This window comes from Candidatus Coxiella mudrowiae (genome assembly GCA_001077715.1).
Taxonomy (GTDB): domain Bacteria; phylum Pseudomonadota; class Gammaproteobacteria; order Coxiellales; family Coxiellaceae; genus Coxiella; species Coxiella mudrowiae.
Genome location: CP011126.1, coordinates 1432373 through 1450318, shown reverse-complemented (window position 1 = coordinate 1450318; position 17946 = coordinate 1432373). Strand labels below are relative to the sequence as shown.

Sequence of the window (17946 nt, the reverse complement as noted above, 5' to 3'; positions counted from 1 at the left end):
GGTAATTAAGTAATGGCAAGGTATTTAGGCCCAAAATGTCGATTGTCACGACGCGAAAAAACTGATTTACAACTGAAAAGTGGTATTCGGGCTATTGATTCGAAATGCAATATTGAACGTATTCCTGGGATGCACTGGCAACGCCGTGGGCGGACGACAGACTATGGAGTCCAATTGCGAATGAAGCAAATGATTAAACGTTATTACAATGTCTTAGAAAAACAATTTCATAATTATTATCGGCAAGCTGATAGGCTAAAGGGATCAACTGGGGATAATTTATTGAGCCTATTGGAAAGGCGGTTAGATAATGTTGTCTACCGAATGGGATTTTCGGCTACCCGAGCAGAAGCGAGACAGCTGGTAAGTCATAAAGCGATCCTCGTTAACGGGGAAGTGGTTAATATTCCTTCTTGCCAAGTAAAACCTGGAGATTTGATCGAAGTTCGGAGTCGAGCAAAGAAACAACTCCGAATTAAAGGCGCATTAGAATTAGTACAGCAGCGTGCGCCGGTTTCCTGGATCGAAGTAGACATTAAAAAAATGGTGGGTACATTTAAAAATCAACCCGATGTGACAGAATTACCTGCTGAATTTAAAGTTAACCTCGTTGTTGAGCTCTATTCGAAATAAGGGGCACTAGATATGCAAGATCTTCTTAAATCCTTTTTAACCCCAAAAAATATTCAGGTTCATCCGGTGTCGCCTAATAACTTTCGCATCGTGCTAGAACCATTAGAGCGTGGATTTGGACATACTTTAGGAAATGCTCTGAGACGAATTTTATTATCCTCCATGCCTGGAGCCGCTATTGTCGAAGCCCAGATGGAAGGTGTTTTACATGAATACAGCTCTCTCGAGGGCGTACGTGAAGACGTAGTGAGTATTATATTAAATCTAAAAGGAGTTGCTGTTAAATTAGAAGGACGCAATGAAGCTACCTTAACTCTGAATAAAAAAGGTCCAGGTGTGGTTACTGCAGGAGATTTCCAAATCGATCATGGTGTCAAGATCGTCAATCTTGATCATATCATTGCACATCTTACTAAAGATGGCGAAGTTAATATGACCTTGAAAGCAGCGATGGGTCGAGGTTATGAATCTGCTAGCGTGCGTGCCGAAAAAGAAGAAATCCGCTCAGCAGGTGTATTATTACTAGATGCTTCGTACAGTCCGGTACGACGTGTTTCTTATTCTGTAGAAAACGCACGGGTGGAAAAGCGCACTGACCTAGATAAATTGATTATAGAGCTTGAAACTAATGGTACGCTCAATCCTGAGGGGGCCATTCAGTTTGCAGCAACTATTTTACAACACCAATTAGCTGCTTTTGTCGATTTGAAGCATGAAGAATATCGATCCACCGGTGGAAAAGAAGATAAAATCGATCCTTTATTGCTGCGTTCTGTCGATGATTTGGAATTAACCGTGCGAGCAGCTAATTGCTTGAAAGCAGAAAGTATTTATTACATCGGTGATTTAGTACAGCGTTCCGAAAACGATTTGTTAAAGACACCGAATTTAGGTAGAAAGTCCTTGTTAGAAATTAAAAGCGTACTTGCACAAAAAGGATTAAGTCTAGGTATGCATATCGAAGAATGGCCTCCTGAAAATTTGCCGGAGAAGTAAGACATGTATCATCGTAAAAGTGGTAGACATTTAAATCGTCCCAGTGCACATTGCAAAGCGATGCTGCAAAATATGGCTGTGTCATTACTCAAACACGAGCTAATCAAAACTACCTTACCAAAAGCAAAAGAATTGCGGAGGGTAGTAGAGCCTTTAATAACTTTAGCAAAAGAAGACAGTATGGTTAACCGCCGTCTAGCTTTCAATCGTTTAGGTGATGATGAAACCGTAATTAAGCTTTTCAAAGAAATCGCACCGCGACATAAAGAACGTCCGGGTGGTTATTGCCGCGTATTAAAATGTGGTTTCCGCCCTGGAGATAATGCGCCTATGGCAATTGTTGAATTAGTTGATCGAGGAGAAGTAGAAACGGCGTCAGAAGAAGTCTAGTTCATGAACTTCCTTCCCTCGTTTGTACGGAAGCATGGCAAAAAATTTACGACCTAGCCGCTTGTCTTATTATAGTGCGATAGTGCTGTTGTTTTTAATTTGGGGATTCATTACTTTACTTAATGATTATTAATCCTGTTCCTTCGAGCAAAAATTTATTTAAGTAAGTTATCCATTTAAGTAAGTTATGGGCAAGCTATCCTGGTCAAGCTATGCTGGTTCAGTTTAGCTTCTTTTTTACCTATTTCTTAATGTCTCTTCCTATGGCGCTATTGGTTAACAAGCTGAAATACAAGAAAAGAATTATTGTAGGTCTACTCATTATTGCTCTTGGGTGCCTTATTTTTATTCCCGATAGAATTACTCTTATTTATAAGGGTTTTTTATTTGGATTATTTATTTTGGCTACAGTGGTGGTTGTTCTTCAAGTTTTGGCTAATCCTCTAGTGACATTACTGGGAAATGTAAGAACATCATCGGAGCGGTTGATCTTAGCCTAAGGTGTGAATTCTTTAGGCTATGTAATAGCTCCCTTATTGGTAAGTGGTTTTATTGCTTCGACAGATTTAGATGTCCTTTATATGATCATTGCTGGGCTAATGATATTGGTTGCTCTATTTATTAGTCGATTCAACTTTAATTCTGTGAATGATCCATTACAAAAAGAAGCAGCCAGGGGGCATTGATTTCTAATTATGGAAACATTTTCCTTTCATTTTGGGAGTTGATCAGTATCTTTTTTATGTGAGTGCCGAAGTCTCTGTGGGCAGTTTAATTGTGAATTTTTTAAATTTACTGCAAATCGCTGCTCTAACATTCACTCAATTAGCACGTTATCTTTCATTCTATTGGGGGGCGATGATCGGTCGGGTTAGTCGGTACTTATGTGTTAATTAAAATCAGTTCGCTCAAAACGTTAGGTTGCCTGTGCGATTACTAATTTATTGCTATTAGCTAGTGTTATTTTGACAAAAGGTCTAATAGCAATGTGGTCTTTGTTGTTATTAGGAATTTTTAATTCCGTCATGTTTCCAACTATTTTCGCTTTAGCTATTGCTAAATTGCCGAATGAGTTTTTGAAAAATAAAGCGAGTGGATTTCTCATTATGGCTATCGTGGGTAGCGCTGTAATTACAGAAATAAAAGGGCTTCTTTCAGATTATATTTGTCTCCAGCGATCATTTGTTTTGTTGATAATTTCCTATCTCATGATCGCTGGATATGCGCTTTACATGATGCTCTCATCTCCCTTCTTTTCTTCATTAAAAATTCTTCTATCTAGAAACTAAGAACGCGAAGGTATTTTTATATTATTTCTTGATGGGTGCGACGGTCTATTTTTCGTTTTAGAGGAAAGCGAAAACAAAGTTATAACCTTCGTGGAGTTTCTTTAAGACAGGGCCGCTTTGAAGCTTTTTCTAGTAAATCTGATGCGCTGGTACCATTTTTGCAATATTCATTATAAATCTTCAATTATTTGAAAGCGCCAATCGTTAATAGGCATCGTTTCTTGCTTTTTTCGAGAAATCAGAACCTTCGTAATGTTATTGTTTTGGAGTATTCTCTCAATTTGGGATTGAGCCAAACTATCCCCGAGAATAGCTCTTTTAATGGTTGTTTTATTTAAAAGCGCATCAGTGATCTCTAATGAGAGATTTTTTGTATCGATTTCTAATGAACAGTAGCTGGTAATGCTTGAATTTGTTCTTGAGTCGCTGAAGAAAGAAATACAGTATGGACATAAGATTGTTTAAGATTAGAAAGTAATGAAATCGGGTGTATCATTTTTAATAATGACTTTCCAAATCGTATCTAGCAGCCCAGATAAGTAGCGTGGACTAGTTTCTTGTCCTAACACAATTAGTGTGTCTCAATGGTTGGTTTTTTTCTGAGTACGGTACGGACAATAATTTTTCTGGTGTTAACGAGGAATGTCTGGAGATTTCAATTTGGTAAGTCGAGGTTGGTAAGGCCTCGAACTACCTGGACCCTAAAATAAAGGAGTGGAATATTTATCTTTTTTAGGACCTCAATAACGTCTTGGGGCGTACTTCCGTTGATGGCGACTTTTGGTGGTAGATAAATTAGGCAACGCCTTTAATTGCTCTGCTGTGACGTCCGCTTCTAAATAGAGTATGCAGTCGACAAGGGAGAGCACCTAACACTTCCAAAGGGATGTCTCCATTAATATATATGATTTGAAACTTGGCCAGTAAATTAGAAACATCTGTGGGAGAGAGGTTATGGCCAAGGATGATTGAATGAATATTGGGCAGCGTATTTAATGCTTCTGAAAAGGTGGAATGCATAACTTTAACTTTTTTTATTGTCTCTGGTAAAGTATGTAATTGAGTAGAAGTAATGCCGCGCATTAAGGAAATAGTGTTTATATGGGATTTTGTTGCGAGAGCTTTATTGCTTTTGCTTCTCTCGAAGTATCTTTGTTGATTTCTACCCAACGCACTGTTGGAGGCAACGCTTCAATAGCATCCCTTCTGATTCCTCGCCCTAGCTACACTTTTGATATGGGTTGGAAGATATCTTAATGCTTGCGAAGAAGTGCTGAAATCAATTTCGACGGTTTCGATAGTTTCAGGGAGGAATTGGAGATGTTGAGGAGTTGCCCTGACCAAAGAAGCGACATAAATGCGAGAGTTTTAATTTAGTTGATCAAAGAGTTCCTGATCTAAAGATGTTTTGTCAGTAATTATAATTTTCCAAATCGATTGGGGTAATTTTTTCGATTAGAGGATCTTTAAAAAGCACAAAATCATCCTATAGGATGTGACAAGGGATCAACATAATTTTCTGACTTAATAAAATTATATTCGTCAGGTTCCTTATTTATTTCTAGAAAAGCGCTGCTTCTTAACATGAATATTTTTTATAAATAATTCTTTAATCATTTTACGACGCTAATGATAAAAAAATATAGTAAAAACAAACTTAAAAATGATGTGAAGAAGGAAAAGGTTTATGAATTCGGGCTAAAAACCAAATAAAGTAAGTTAACCTAGTTGAGGCGTTTAATTTTTCTAGACAAACAAGCCAGTTCTCTACTATCATATTAGGTTTTGAAAAGAGTGAGTTCCTCATCTACGGGTACAATAGTTTTAAAAGTATGACTACCTCCACCATTATGAGGTAGATTCTTAAAAATTGTAAGAAAGGCATTTCTCCGCGCAGAAGTGCCATAAAGTACTTCTTAATAATCAAACTGATCTACGGCTTGTTGTTGAAAATCTGTAATTAAGTTTTTCATTATTTCATCATTAATTTTGCGCTCCAATCTTGTCCACATATTAAATATGAGATAACGTTAGTTTTCTTCATCTTTAGCGTTATACGTAATCGTATTCGTAACGATCCTCGAGCTAACCACTGTTTCATATTGGTTGTCTTTTTGTATCGTCTGTTTTTCGGTATATAAAATCCTGCATCAAACGATTGAATATCAGCCGTTATCATTATGCTACCGCCGTCGACACGATAATTCTGGCCACACAAATACTGGCAAATCGGAACAAGCAACCCAAACGGGGTTATATAAGGTAGTCCTATTTGTGCAAGAGATATCTGAATTGTTTATTTTTACCTTTTATTTTCTCCTTTTGTTCCAAAGAAGTTTGAATCTGGGTAAATCATCGTAATACCGTCAATTAGGCAATTTCTTCAAAATAAATGCTGCAAAAATCTCTCCCGGCGTTTTGATAGGTGTTGTGTCATTGCTAGCATCACAGGATTTCTCCCTTAAAGGAGGCGTGCCGCATGAGGACCTTCGTATACTCGTCGCCTAAATATTTTTTTACCTTTTTTTGTACATAATCTTTGTTATTAGTAAACATAAGAGCTTTAAAATGGTAGCATAAGTTGATTTCTTCTTTAAAGAACTTACTAAAAAAAGGAAAAACAATTCCTTCTCTTCTTGCGTTTTATTCTTAGTTTGAGATGCCACATACTCTGTTAACTCTTCTTCAGTGAAATAAGGAATAAAACAAATGAAAAGTGAAGAGAATCGAAAATGCGTAAAAACATCAAGTTGGTTGAGCATTTTTAAAATCTTTTGCCCATAAGTATTGCTTATTATCTCTACTGGAGAAAATTCTTGATTTAACTGGTCTAACTGAGCATTATCAGGGGTATTTGGGATACGGCTCATAGCTCAATCTTCGAATAGAGATTTATTTAATTAAAAATACAGTGCCAATGGAACAACAACACAGGCAAAGAATCTTTCTTAATCACAATATTAAATTTCTAATTCACTTAAGAAAATATTTAAGAAAGTGGGTTAAGACCAGAGCCTTACTGGAAGCTCTTAGTGTAGCCTTAAATACAGCTTTTTGTTAGAATGCCCTCTCTAAATTGGCTAAAAACCATGCCACTATCTTATGTAAAGATGGGAAAAAATATAAAGGGGAAGCTTCATGATTGTCACGCCAAAAGTTCGTGGTTTTATTTGTACAACGGCTCATCCAACGGGGTGCGAAGAACATGTAACAGAATGGATTGATTACGTTAAAAAACAAACACATCTTTCTGGTGGTCCTAAAAAAGTTTTAATTATTGGTGCTTCTACCGGTTTTGGTTTGGCAAGCCGCATTGTGGCTGCTTTTGCTGCAGGCGCTAAAACGATCGGTGTTTTTTTTGAAAAATCAGCTAGTGAAAAACGAACCGCCTCTCCAGGATGGTATAATACAGCAACCTTTGAAAAAGCCGCCCACGAGACAGGATTATATGCTAAAAGCATTAAGGGTGATGCGTTTTCAGACGAAATAAAACAAAAAACCATTGAGTTAATTCAACAGGATTGGCAAAGTGAGGTTGATTTAATTATTTATAGTATTGCCTCTCCGCGCCGAATTCACCCCAAAACTGGCGAAATTTTTAATTCTGTATTAAAACCCATCGGCCAGTCCTATCGAAATAAAACAGTGGATGTTATGACGGGTGAGGTAAGCGAAGTGATCATTGAGCCCGCGACTGAAAAAGAAATCCAAGATACAGAAGCAGTTATGGGTGGTGACGATTGGGCTTTGTGGATAAGTGCTTTGTTGGAAAATAATTGTTTAGCAAAAGGGATTAAAACGGCTGCCTTTACGTATATTGGCCCTGAAATAACCCACGCGATTTATCGTAATGGTACTATTGGAAGAGCAAAATTCCATTTAGAAGAAACAGCCAAAAAATTGGATTTTCTTTTAAAATCGAAACTAGAAGGACAAGCCATTATTTCTGTGAATAAAGCACTGGTAACGCAAGCTAGCGCTGCTATACCGGTGCTCCCTCTTTACATCTCATTGCTTTATAAAGTTATGAAGGAAAAAAATCTGCACGAAGGCTGTATCCAACAGATGTGGCGGTTATTTAGTGAGCGCTTATATCACAGTAATGATATTCCCAGAGATGAAGAAGGTCGTATTCGCATGGACGATTGGGAAATGCGTGACGACGTTCAAGCTGAAGTGAAAGAATTATGGCAATCCATTAAGAGCGAAAATGTCGAACAAGTTTCTGATATTGCGGGGTACCGTAAAGATTTTTACAAATTATTTGGTTTTGGTTTAAGCGGGATTGATTATGATAAGGATGTGGACATCGACGTTGCTATTCCTTTTTAGAAATACGAAGATTCGCCAGAATCCGTATTCCTTATTTGCTAAGTTTGAGCCAATCGGCGGTACCAGTGATCATTTCGCAATCTTTAAAGGTAGTTAACTCACTTGCGATTAATTGGCTATCCCCATTTTGTTTAATGAACGCTAGCGTTTTTTGCATTGCTGCAATGGCAGCGCGTTGTAACTCGAAAGGTATAGGGTATAATAACCAATTGATAACCTAACCGTTCTAGTTGATTAAGAGGAAGTAAGGAGGTTTTGCCGCCATAAAACATAATTAATTAATTTGGGTTGGGGGACTTCTTCGGCTATTTTTTTAATTTGTTCAAGCGATTGAAGAGCTTCGATAAATAGACCATCTGAAAATCCGGCTTGTTTTACCAGGCGAGCTGATAATGCATCAAACACGCCTGGACCGGAATGGAGTCGTTGGGTTGGTGGAATTGAGTTGTGTCTTTCTCATTTAGAAAGGAATATCATCTTCAAGATCAGAGTAAGAACCATCCTCATTAGATGCGGCGGGTTGATTTTCTACCGCATTGGTTTGTTTGTAAGAAGAACTCCTTTCCTGATTTCCATAGCCACCGCCGCTTCGGCTATCCAGAATGTGCATTTCATTTGCAATAATTTCTGTAGTATAGCGATCGGCACCATTCTTATCTTGCCATTTACGCGTCCGTAAACTCCCTTCGATATACACTTTTGAACCTTTGCGTAAATATTCTCCTACAATTTCAGCTAAACGATTAAAGAATGCAATTCGATGCCATTCCGTACGCTCTTGCAATTCGCCGGTTTGTTTATCACGCCAGGTTGTGCTTGTAGCTAATGTTACATTCGTAACAGCGTTTCCGTTGGGCGTATAACGTACTTCGGGGTCTTGGCCTAAGTTCCCAATTAAAATAACTTTATTTACACCTCTAGACATTACAAAACTCTCCTAAGTTCTCAAATCTCAAATAAAGCTAACATCCGCTGACTTTAAACGGTTCCTGGTTCCGTTTAGGTTACTCTCTCTGATTCGTTTTCGCAATTCGTCTTCGGTAATTATTTTTTTATCAATTTTAAGATAAATTAAATTTTCATGAGTCAAAACCGCTGCTTCAGAAATGCCAGGAATGGTATGGAGATTTTCTTTCAAAGAGACGAGATTTTGTTTTAAATAATCGTCTAGTTTTATAATAACCGTACAAAGATAAGTCGGATTTTGCATGGTAATGGCCAGTACCAACCATAACAGCGCAATAATTGCGCAAAAAATAAACACACCTATCCACTGGAAGTGACCAAAAATCCATCCTCCTAGACTGGCACCCAAGAAAATGCCAAGAAATTGGGCGGAAGAATAAATTCCGAGCGCTGTGCCTTTTTGACGAATCGGGGCAATCTTTGAGATTAATGAGGGGAGGGTGGCTTCTAATAAAGTAAAAGCAGTGAAAAAAAGAAATAAGATGATTCCAATTTCAATGACTGAGCGGTGAAAAGCTATTAATAAAAACTGACAAACTATTAGAAGAACGATAGCACTAATAAAAGACCACTTAAGTTGGCGTTTTTTTTCGGAAAGAATAATGAGGGGCATGGCTATTATAAAGGCAAATAAAAGTATAATTAGATAAAGAGATACTTGCTCATGTTCGCTAAGATTAATTACCCGGCTTAGAATGATAGGAAGGCCAATAAACATTGCTGTTAAAATACAATGAAGAGAAAAGATACCCAAATCCAAGCGTAAAAGGGCACTACTGCGGATTACTTTTTTAAAATACCCTGACTCGGATTTCACTTCAGGATGGGGTAGTGGTTGAGGGGGAGTTGGCACTACAGTATAGAGAAGAATAATTCCTAGCGTTGCAAAAATTACGGTCGTCCAGAAAATGCCTTTAAGCTGAAACCATGTGTTAATGACTGGGCCAATAATAAGAGCGATAGCAAACGAAAATCCAATTACCATTCCCACTAGCGCCATAGCTTTACTGCGTTCTTCATCACGAGTCAAATCAGCGATCATGGCAAGAATGGTACTCCCGATTGCCCCGGCACCTTGAAGGGCTCGGCCGATGATAATGCCGTAAATGGAATGCGATAGGGCAGCAAGAATACTTCCAACGCCGAGCAATATCAGGCCTGCGGTGATAACAGGTTTGCGACCAATATGATCGGAGAGCATCCCAAAAGGGATTTGAAAACACGCTTGTAGGAGTCCATAGATACCAAGCGCTATCCCGATGAGGGCTGGTGTAGCAAAGGGTATTTGGTTGGTATAGAGAGAAAATACCGGGAGGAGCATAAATAATCCCAGCATCCGAAAGGCCATAATAGCGGCGAGGGAAGCTACTGCAGTTGGTTCTTTCGCATACATAATAATCAACGATAAGTGCTGAAAAAACCTTATTGTACCTTCAAAAGAGGAGCTTGGTAAGACAACTTATAATCTCTAACTAAATTCATGATTGGTCCTATCAAAAGAGGGGTGAGTAGCCGACTGATTTAAGTTTTCCTGTCGAAGAGTGGATTATGCATCAGAATAAAGCGTAAATCTCTATTTTGGGGTTGAAACTGGAATTTTCTCCTCCTGCTATTGGACTGGGAAGGCCCATATTGAGTATCAAATTTAACATAAAAACAGGTGTAAATTTAGGAAACGCCAATTTGGGGAGGGAGCACAAAGGAACTTCTTATAGTGACGCGTAGATTATCATATCGATCCAAAATTAGCTACGATTGCTGTTCAAGACAATAATACTATTCATCCAAAAAATATCCCACCCACCTTTCCTGTAGGACAAGGACTCAACAACACTGCCATCAAAAGTAAAAACATCACGTAGCATCAAGAGAAGGATTAAAACTTGATGCACACTTTTTCTTGTTAACGAAAAATGATTGATACAGCTATAATGCTCTATAGGTATTAGAGTTAGATGTTTTTTCCTTCAAGCGTAAGGATTAGTATGATCTACCTGCGTTTAATTAACGTTTAATTAAAAAGTATTTAATTTTAGCAACTGCTCTATTATTTACCTTTTCTGCGTTCACTAATTTTACAGATTATGGCACTAATTGGGAGTTGGTAAAGCATATTCTCAGCATGGATACTACCCTTAGAAGCCCCGAAGTAATCTGGTGCGCTATTACGAATTACGAATCTGCTACTGAAAACTATTCTGTATCTTTCAGTCATTACGGAAGAGATGATCAAAGATGATCACGGCTATTTTATTGTGGATAGCGGGCAATTTTATTATTTCGGCATCTTAAAACTGATGTATTTTATCGCATTAAAATTTCACTCAGGTAGGTCTCTGGTTGGATATTATGCTTTATTTTTTTGGATTTATCGCTATTGGTTCCGAATGGTTTCTAATGTGGCAATCGAATCAACACAATGCGCAGTTTAGCGGGGGTTTATATGCAGGTTTATTGCTATTAATTGATATTTATTTCAATCAAGACAAAAATATTTTTAATCGTTAGGTTTCTATCTGAACCCACAATCGAATCAGCGCAGTAATAGTTTGTGGTCTTTCGATTAATGGCAAATGCCCGCAATCTTCGACAATGATCAAAATAGCTCTAGAGATTTTATTTTTTTAGAATTTCCTGTTGTTCAATGGAACATAGGTGGTCTTGATGTCTATGCTTGATGTCTATGAATAATTAATGTGGGACATTGAATGTTTGGTAAAATCCCATGAGTATTGGGACTGTGGATTTTAACTAGTGTTTGATTGATTAATCCTTCTGTAGGAAACTGTGATTGAGCCAATTTGATTTTTTGTATTAGGGGTTTTTCGTTTTTACGCTCAGGTTAAACAAGGTTAGGCCTCATTTCATCAAATAGTGTTTCGCGTTGGTTATTTTTTATCTGGACTAAGGTTTGTTGCATAAAGTCGATATCTTTCTGGTCCTTTTCAGCGCGTTCCCAAGTGGCAATTAAAATGAGTTTACTGACTCTTTCCGGATAGCGATTGGCAATAGACTTGGGTGACCTAGCCCCCCCCTAAGGAATGCCCCACTAAAATAAATTTAGGAGGTGTTCGCTTTACAACAGCTTCAGCCATTTTTCGACAGTTTCTTGGTCTGTGAATAACAATAACTTCTGGGTCTACCATCTTCTAGGTCTATCATATTTAGGTGCTGACACTGATGCTCCCAGAGCATAGCATTGCCGCTCCATCCAGGAAGAATAATGAGTTTTTGTTTGTTTACCATGCTTTATCCTTGAGTTATTGGCAGGCTAGAAGTAGCTGCCCCAAGACCTTAGGTCCTTGGCCTTAAATCCAAAATAAACAAATCCAGGAATATTTTTCAAGCATCCTCGATTGTGTTAAAATTGATCAAGTTTCTTGGTGGGGTTTTATGATCAACGTTCCATTTCTTCTAGTTTTGGTCTTATTAGGTACTGTTTCTTTTCGTTTTTCGCAGTCCCTAAGTTATCCCCATTGTCCTCCAGTTTCTAAGATTCAAAGTACCGCTTTTCAAGGGACAAACACATCAAGTAGTGCGCCTAATCTTTACATAGGATATTCCACTTCGTTTCCCTTTAACGAGCATCAATGGGTGACGCGGGGAGCTACTCTTTGTAATCCTCAAACGCAAAAGTGTGACACACCCCATCTGAGACAAGTTTACAAAGCCATGGTAAAAAATATAACACCTTCTGTATTTTCCCCTATCGCTCAGCTTTATGGGAGCCAAATAGCTTGTGGTTATACAATCTTGGCCCCAACTCCGAAGGCACAAGGTCCAACACATATCCCAGTAATAGATTGGGTTAACGGTCAGTGTTCATAACGGACTCTAACGAACCTCTATTTATTCTATGAGAGAACGGTTCAATTGCTTGAATGGGCTTCGCTTATCAAGGCCACTACTGTACAATATCGGTCCTATGAGCCATATCCAGTTGCGCGGTGTTCGGACACATAATCTCAAAAATATTGATCTTGACCTGCCGCGAAATCAATTAATTATCATTACAGGTCTGTCGGGGTCGGGAAAGTCTTCCCTGGCGTTTGATACCCTCTATGCAGAGGGGCAACGACGCTATGTAGAATCACTGTCAGCTTACGCCCGTCAATTTTTATCAATGATGGAGAAACCGGAGGTAGATGTCATCGAAGGACTCTCCCCAGCAATTGCCATCGAACAAAAATCGGCGTCGCATAATCCCCGTTCTACTGTAGGTACGATTACAGAAATTTATGATTATCTACGATTGTTATACGCTCGGGTTGGTCAGCCTTGTTGCCCAGAGCATCACTATCCCTTGCAAGCGCAAACCATAAGCCAGATGGTGGATGCGGTTTTAGCAATTTCAGAAGGGACACCTATCATGATATTGGCTCCTGTTGTTCGAGAGCGTAAGGGGGAGCATGTCCAGCTTATTAACCAATTAAAAACCCAAGGGTTCATTCGTGTGCGAATTGACGGTGAATTGGTGGAATTGGATGAAGCGCCTAAATTAAGTTTGCGTAAAAAACATACCATTGAAGTAGTAATCGATCGTGTTAAAGTTCGCCCGGATGTGAAGCAGCGCTTAGCAGAATCCTTCGAAACTGCGATACGTTTATCGGACGGGTTAGCTGTAGTAGCTCCCTTTAATAACCGACAAATTGAAGAGCGTATTTTTTCCTCTCGTTATGCCTGTTTTGATTGTGGTTACAGTTTAGAAGAATTAGAACCGAGATTGTTTTCTTTTAATAACCCTGTGGGCGCCTGTTCGACGTGCGATGGATTAGGTGTTAAGCAATATTTTGATCCCAAAAAGGTAATTCACAACGAAAAAGCTAGTCTCGCCGATGGTGCCATTCGTGGATGGGATCGTCGTAATTTATATTATCATCAATTGTTGACTTCCTTAGCCGATCACTATGGCTTCGGTATGGAAACTCCTTATTATCGATTGCCAAAATGGATCAAAAATAAATTACTGTATGGAAGTGGGAATGAAATCATTACTTTTTACCTTCCTTCGCATGATGGTAAAAAAATTAAACGGAAATATCCTTTTGAAGGTGTAATACCTATCATGGAACGGCGCTATCGCGAAACAGAATCGCAGGCTGTGCAAGAAGAATTAGCGAAGTATTTGACGGTGAATGAATGTGAAGCCTGTGAAGGAACTCGTTTGCGAACAGAAGCGCAACATGTTTTTGTAGAAAATAAAAATCTTCCTGAAATTACGGCGATGTCTGTTGGTGATGCCCTCAAATTTTTTCAATCGCTAAAGTTAGAAGGGCGCCGGGGAATGATTGCAGAAAAAATATTAAAAGAAGTTAATGTTCGGCTCGGATTTTTAGTAAACGTTGGCCTGAATTATTTAAATTTAGCTCGAAGCGCAGAAACTCTATCAGGTGGGGAAGCGCAACGTATCCGATTGGCAAGTCAAATTGGTTCTGGGTTAGTAGGCGTAATGTACATTTTAGATGAACCGTCGATTGGCTTACACCAACGAGATAATCAACGATTATTAGATACATTAAAACATCTGCGCGACTTGGGAAATTCGGTTATTGTTGTGGAGCATGATGAAGAAGCCATTCGTATAGCGGATTATGTTGTTGACATTGGGCCAGGTGCTGGGGTTCACGGGGGGGAGATTGTTGCACAAGGTACCCCTGCTGAAATTATGGAAAATCCCCGCTCATTAACAGGACGTTATTTATCGGGAAAAAGCACAATTCCAGTTCCGAAAAAACGCAGATTAAACATAGGACAATCTATTTCGCTAAAAGGTGCCACCTACAATAATTTAAAAAATGTGGATATAAATATTCCCATTGGTCTTATGACTTGTGTAACAGGCGTATCAGGTTCAGGAAAATCGAGCCTTATTAGCGATACGCTTTATTCTATTGTTGTTTCACAATTAAATGGCGCCACGCAACGACGTGTGGGCCCCTATAAATCCATCAAGGGGTTAGAATATTTAGATAAGGTTGTAGAGATCGATCAAAGCCCCATTGGTCGAACGCCACGATCAAATTCAGCAACTTATACGGGTGTTTTTACACCGATTCGCGAATTATTTGCAGGCACACAAGAAGCACGCGCACGAGGCTATTCGCCAGGCCGATTCAGTTTCAATGTAAAAGGTGGTCGTTGCGAAGCCTGTGAAGGTGATGGTGTTATTAAAGTGGAAATGCATTTTTTAGCTGATATTTATGTCGTTTGTGATGTTTGCAAAGGAAAACGATACAACCGTGAAACGCTGGAGATACATTATAAAGGGAAAAATATTTATGATGTGCTACAAATGACGGTTGAAGAGGCACGTAAATTTTTTGATGTAATCCCAATGCTCGCACGCAAGTTACAAACGTTGATGGATGTCGGTGTTTCTTATATCACATTGGGGCAAAGTGCAACGACTTTATCAGGGGGGGAAGCACAACGAATTAAATTGTCACGTGAATTATCAAAACGGGCAACCGGTCGCACGTTGTATTTATTAGATGAACCTACAACCGGACTTCATTTCCACGATATTTTACATTTATTGCGAGTGCTTTACCGACTGCGCGATGATGGTAACACTATTGTCATCATCGAGCATAATCTCGATGTCATCAAAGTAGCCGATTGGATAATCGACATGGGTCCGGAAGGTGGTGATGGGGGAGGGCAAGTCGTCGTTGCTGGTACCCCCGAAACTGTTGCAAAATGCAAATTTTCTCACACAGGAAAGTTTCTAAAGACGGTTTTAGAATCGCCCCCTTTCTCACTTCCCAGCAAGAAAAAATAAACGCGGGAAAGTAGTGGTGGAAATTAAATACGATCACTAGAAAGAACACCAATTTTTCAATAGCTAAGCCAGGAATGCGACCAAATTCTTTCTCATTGTTGGTAATTAGTGTGACTTCCAGAGATAATGCGTGAGCGGCAACCTAAATCATTATTGCCAATTGGCGTACCCTTTCTTTCTAACGCGTTTGCTCCCCTTGTACCAGTTCACGAATGATTAGAGGCGAATTTTCCATGCGTAAGTTTAGCTGTGAAGTTTTTTAGAAGCTGCGTGGGGCAGTGAATTCGTGTACAATACCACACTCTATGTCAATGATTAAAAACGATCGTTTTATCAGAGTGTTGCTGCGACAGCCTGTAGACCGGAACGCCAGTGTGGTTGATGTGCGAAGTAGGAGGGTGTTTGCCAGAATATCAACGATTGCGTGAGAAAGCGCGTAATTTTATGGCTTTCTGTAAGACCCCGGAATTGGCTTGTGAAGTAACCTTGCAACCGCTAGAACGCTTTTCTTTGGATGCTGCGATCATTTTTAGCGATATTTTAACCATTCCCGACGCGATGGGAGTTGATTTGCAAATTGAACCCTCTGTAGGACCTGTCATTCTTAATCCTATCCGAACGATGGAACACCTTGAACGGCTAAGAGATCCGGATGTGGAAGAAGCACTTTCCTACGTTTTCGAGACGATTAACCTTGTCATTAAAGCCTTGGTTCGACAAGTTCCTTTGATTAGATTTGCTGGAAGTCCTTGGACATTTGGCTTGCTATATGATTGAAGGGCAGAGTAGTAAAGCATTTTTAATTGCAAGAGCCATAGTTTATCAAAATCCTAAGTTCTTACATAGGTTATTGCAAAAATTAACTTCGTTGACGATAAATTATTTGAACGCCCAGATTCGAGCGGGCATCGACGCTTTGATGATATTTGATACCTGGGGTGGGTTATTAACATCAACAGCCTATGAACAATTTTCATTAAATTATTTATCGCAAATTGCTGTCGAAGTGATGTGGGAAAAGGAAGAACGGAGAATCCCTCTGATCTTTTTCACCAAAAATGGCGGACAATGGTTAGAAAAAATTACAACAAGCGGATGCGATTGGATTGGATTGGACAATTGGTATCGCACAAGCGCGTTCGCGCATAGGAGATCGAGTAGCTTTGCAAGGTAATTTAGATTCCGCAATTTTTATTATCTAATCCAAAGATGGTTGTCATCGCTGTGACCGAGATTTTAAAGACTTATGGAAAGGGTTCGGGTCACGTATTTAATTTAGGACATGGAATTGATCCGACTATACCTGTAGAAAATGTATCCGCGATGATTGAGGCTGTTCAAAATTTTAATATTAAAAATGAAGAAGCAACCAGTAGTTATTATCGGTAGTGGGTTGGCAGGTTACCTCTTTGCGAAAGAATTTCGTAAATTGGACACGACAACACCCTTGGAAATTATTACCGCCAACGACGGTGCTTTTTACTCCAAACCGTTATTATCAACAGCCTTAACTAATAAAAAATTGGTTGCTCAATTAGCAGTGTACTCTGCAAATGAAATGAGCTCGCAATTGCAAGCCCGAATTCACACTCATATGCTGGTGGAAGCTATTGATCCTTCTTCGCAAGTGATTCAAATTCGCCGAGAAAAGATCGCTTACCAAAAGCTCATTATGGCTTGTGGTTCCAAGACGGTAACGCCGACCTTACAGGGTGATGGCCTTTCCGCTGTAACTGCCATAAATGATCTGGATGCCTATGAAAGATTTCGTGCATGGATAGAAGACAAAAAATCTCTTGTCATTCTGGGAGCAGGTTTAGTGGGTTGCGAATTCGCTAACGATTTAATTAACGTGGGTTATCACGTTGAGGTAATATCGCCAGATCCTTATCCTTTATCCAAACTGGTGCCCGAACGTGTAGGAGTCGCTTTGCAGAAGTCTCTTGCGGACAAGGGCGTAAATTGGCATTTAAATAAAGCAGCTACAGTCGTTAGTTCTGATGGAAATGATTATCGAATTGCGTTGGGGGATGAGAATACCATCCATGCTGATGGAGTTCTTTCGGCAATCGGGATCAGGCCCCAATGCGATCTAGCGGAAACGCTTAACCTTAAGCGAAATTGGGGTATAGTGGTAGATCGTTACCTAAAAACGAGTATCGAGAATATTTATGCCCTCGGTGATTGTGCCGAAGTGGCTGGTGAGGTACGTCAATATGTGGCGCCACTCTTACAGTGTGCCCGAGCTCTTGCTCGTCATCTGATGGGTGATAAGCACCCTGTGCAATATCCGCCTATGCCCATCATAATCAAAACACCTGCTTGTGCCCTTGCCACTTATCCCCCTCCCGAAACGATAGAAGGTGAATGGCAATATTGGGGGGAGGGGAACCATCAGAAAGCTTTATTTTACAACCGAGAGGGTAAATTGCTTGGATTTGCCTTGTCAGGGGATTGCGTTAAGGAGAGAATGTTGCTTACGCAACAATTGCCGGCCGTCTTTTAAAATTTAGCAATTATCTGTGTCTGAATTTCCCTTGTGCGAAAATGATATACTCC

The 17946-nt window shown here is 39.4% G+C and carries 18 protein-coding genes and 1 pseudogene; 13 read left to right on the top strand and 6 right to left on the bottom strand.

From position 1 onward, the window contains the following. The first annotated feature begins 12 nt into the window (after window positions 1-12). From rpsD to CleRt_RS10360, 5 genes are all read left to right on the top strand, one after another. A complete protein-coding gene (gene rpsD / locus CleRt_RS06790) occupies window positions 13-633 on the top strand; it encodes a 30S ribosomal protein S4 (RefSeq protein WP_048875555.1) in 621 nt (206 codons plus the stop codon). 12 nt (window positions 634-645) lie between these two features. Continuing rightward, window positions 646-1629, top strand: a complete 984-nt coding sequence (locus tag CleRt_RS06785; RefSeq protein ID WP_048875554.1) for a DNA-directed RNA polymerase subunit alpha — start codon at window positions 646-648, stop codon at window positions 1627-1629. A 3-nt stretch (window positions 1630-1632) separates the two neighbouring features. Further along, window positions 1633-2019, top strand: a complete 387-nt coding sequence (gene rplQ, locus CleRt_RS06780; protein ID WP_048875553.1) for a 50S ribosomal protein L17 — start codon at window positions 1633-1635, stop codon at window positions 2017-2019. 212 nt (window positions 2020-2231) lie between these two features. Next, complete coding sequence (locus CleRt_RS10365; protein ID WP_157870896.1) at window positions 2232-2519, top strand: MFS transporter; 288 nt, start codon at window positions 2232-2234, stop codon at window positions 2517-2519. A gap of 3 nt (window positions 2520-2522) precedes the next feature. Continuing rightward, a complete protein-coding gene (locus tag CleRt_RS10360) occupies window positions 2523-2705 on the top strand; it encodes a hypothetical protein (RefSeq protein ID WP_157870895.1) in 183 nt (60 codons plus the stop codon). A 1398-nt stretch (window positions 2706-4103) separates the two neighbouring features. Here CleRt_RS10360 and CleRt_RS06770 read toward each other — a convergent pair. Both CleRt_RS06770 and CleRt_RS06765 read right to left on the bottom strand, forming a co-directional pair. After that, window positions 4104-4391 carry a hypothetical protein gene (locus tag CleRt_RS06770; RefSeq protein ID WP_048875552.1) on the bottom strand — a complete coding sequence of 96 codons (288 nt, stop codon included), beginning with the start codon at window positions 4389-4391 and terminating at the stop codon, window positions 4104-4106. 1433 nt (window positions 4392-5824) lie between these two features. Beyond that, entirely contained in the window at window positions 5825-6178 is a 354-nt protein-coding gene (locus CleRt_RS06765) for a hypothetical protein (protein WP_048875551.1), read from the bottom strand. 268 nt (window positions 6179-6446) lie between these two features. Between CleRt_RS06765 and fabV the strand changes: the two genes are divergently transcribed. Continuing rightward, window positions 6447-7640, top strand: coding sequence for an enoyl-ACP reductase FabV (gene fabV, locus CleRt_RS06760; RefSeq protein ID WP_048875550.1), 1194 nt, complete (start codon window positions 6447-6449; stop codon window positions 7638-7640). A gap of 234 nt (window positions 7641-7874) precedes the next feature. On the opposite strand, the gene CleRt_RS10350 is transcribed toward fabV, so the two are convergent. The 3 genes from CleRt_RS10350 to CleRt_RS06750 are packed head-to-tail and all read right to left on the bottom strand — an operon-like array spanning window position 7875 to window position 9999. Then, window positions 7875-8045 carry a hypothetical protein gene (locus tag CleRt_RS10350; RefSeq protein WP_157870893.1) on the bottom strand — a complete coding sequence of 57 codons (171 nt, stop codon included), beginning with the start codon at window positions 8043-8045 and terminating at the stop codon, window positions 7875-7877. A 55-nt stretch (window positions 8046-8100) separates the two neighbouring features. Then, window positions 8101-8565: a single-stranded DNA-binding protein gene (ssb, locus tag CleRt_RS06755; RefSeq protein WP_048875549.1), complete on the bottom strand. Its 465-nt coding sequence runs from the start codon at window positions 8563-8565 to the stop codon at window positions 8101-8103. Window positions 8566-8592: 27 nt separating this feature from the next. Then, window positions 8593-9999, bottom strand: coding sequence for an MFS transporter (locus tag CleRt_RS06750; protein WP_048875548.1), 1407 nt, complete (start codon window positions 9997-9999; stop codon window positions 8593-8595). A gap of 621 nt (window positions 10000-10620) precedes the next feature. Between CleRt_RS06750 and CleRt_RS13555 the strand changes: the two genes are divergently transcribed. Continuing rightward, the gene (locus CleRt_RS13555) at window positions 10621-10845 is read left to right on the top strand and encodes a DUF2165 family protein (protein WP_157870970.1); all 225 of its coding nucleotides are present in this window, start codon (window positions 10621-10623) and stop codon (window positions 10843-10845) included. Between the two features lie 110 nt (window positions 10846-10955). Continuing rightward, window positions 10956-11114, top strand: coding sequence for a DUF2165 family protein (locus CleRt_RS13550; protein ID WP_157870969.1), 159 nt, complete (start codon window positions 10956-10958; stop codon window positions 11112-11114). A gap of 515 nt (window positions 11115-11629) precedes the next feature. On the opposite strand, the gene CleRt_RS13545 is transcribed toward CleRt_RS13550, so the two are convergent. Then, a complete protein-coding gene (locus CleRt_RS13545) occupies window positions 11630-11752 on the bottom strand; it encodes a hypothetical protein (protein WP_306686692.1) in 123 nt (40 codons plus the stop codon). A gap of 779 nt (window positions 11753-12531) precedes the next feature. On the opposite strand from CleRt_RS13545, the gene uvrA reads away from it, so the two are divergent. The 5 genes and pseudogenes from uvrA to CleRt_RS06730 all read left to right on the top strand — a co-directional run bounded on the left by uvrA (window position 12532) and on the right by CleRt_RS06730 (window position 17893). Next, window positions 12532-15387: an excinuclease ABC subunit UvrA gene (uvrA, locus tag CleRt_RS06740; protein ID WP_048875546.1), complete on the top strand. Its 2856-nt coding sequence runs from the start codon at window positions 12532-12534 to the stop codon at window positions 15385-15387. A 381-nt stretch (window positions 15388-15768) separates the two neighbouring features. Further along, window positions 15769-16164 carry a uroporphyrinogen decarboxylase family protein gene (locus CleRt_RS14320; protein ID WP_371440270.1) on the top strand — a complete coding sequence of 132 codons (396 nt, stop codon included), beginning with the start codon at window positions 15769-15771 and terminating at the stop codon, window positions 16162-16164. Further along, a pseudogene (locus CleRt_RS14315) lies at window positions 16157-16589 on the top strand (uroporphyrinogen decarboxylase family protein). Before CleRt_RS14320 ends, CleRt_RS14315 begins: the two are co-directional and overlap by 8 nt. Before the next feature lie 22 nt (window positions 16590-16611). Further along, window positions 16612-16776, top strand: coding sequence for a uroporphyrinogen decarboxylase family protein (locus CleRt_RS14310; protein ID WP_371440227.1), 165 nt, complete (start codon window positions 16612-16614; stop codon window positions 16774-16776). Continuing rightward, window positions 16745-17893 (top strand): NAD(P)/FAD-dependent oxidoreductase, encoded by a 1149-nt coding sequence (locus CleRt_RS06730; RefSeq protein WP_048875545.1) that lies wholly within the window; start codon window positions 16745-16747, stop codon window positions 17891-17893. The genes CleRt_RS14310 and CleRt_RS06730 overlap by 32 nt, the downstream gene beginning before the upstream one ends. The last annotated feature ends 53 nt before the right edge of the window (window positions 17894-17946 follow it).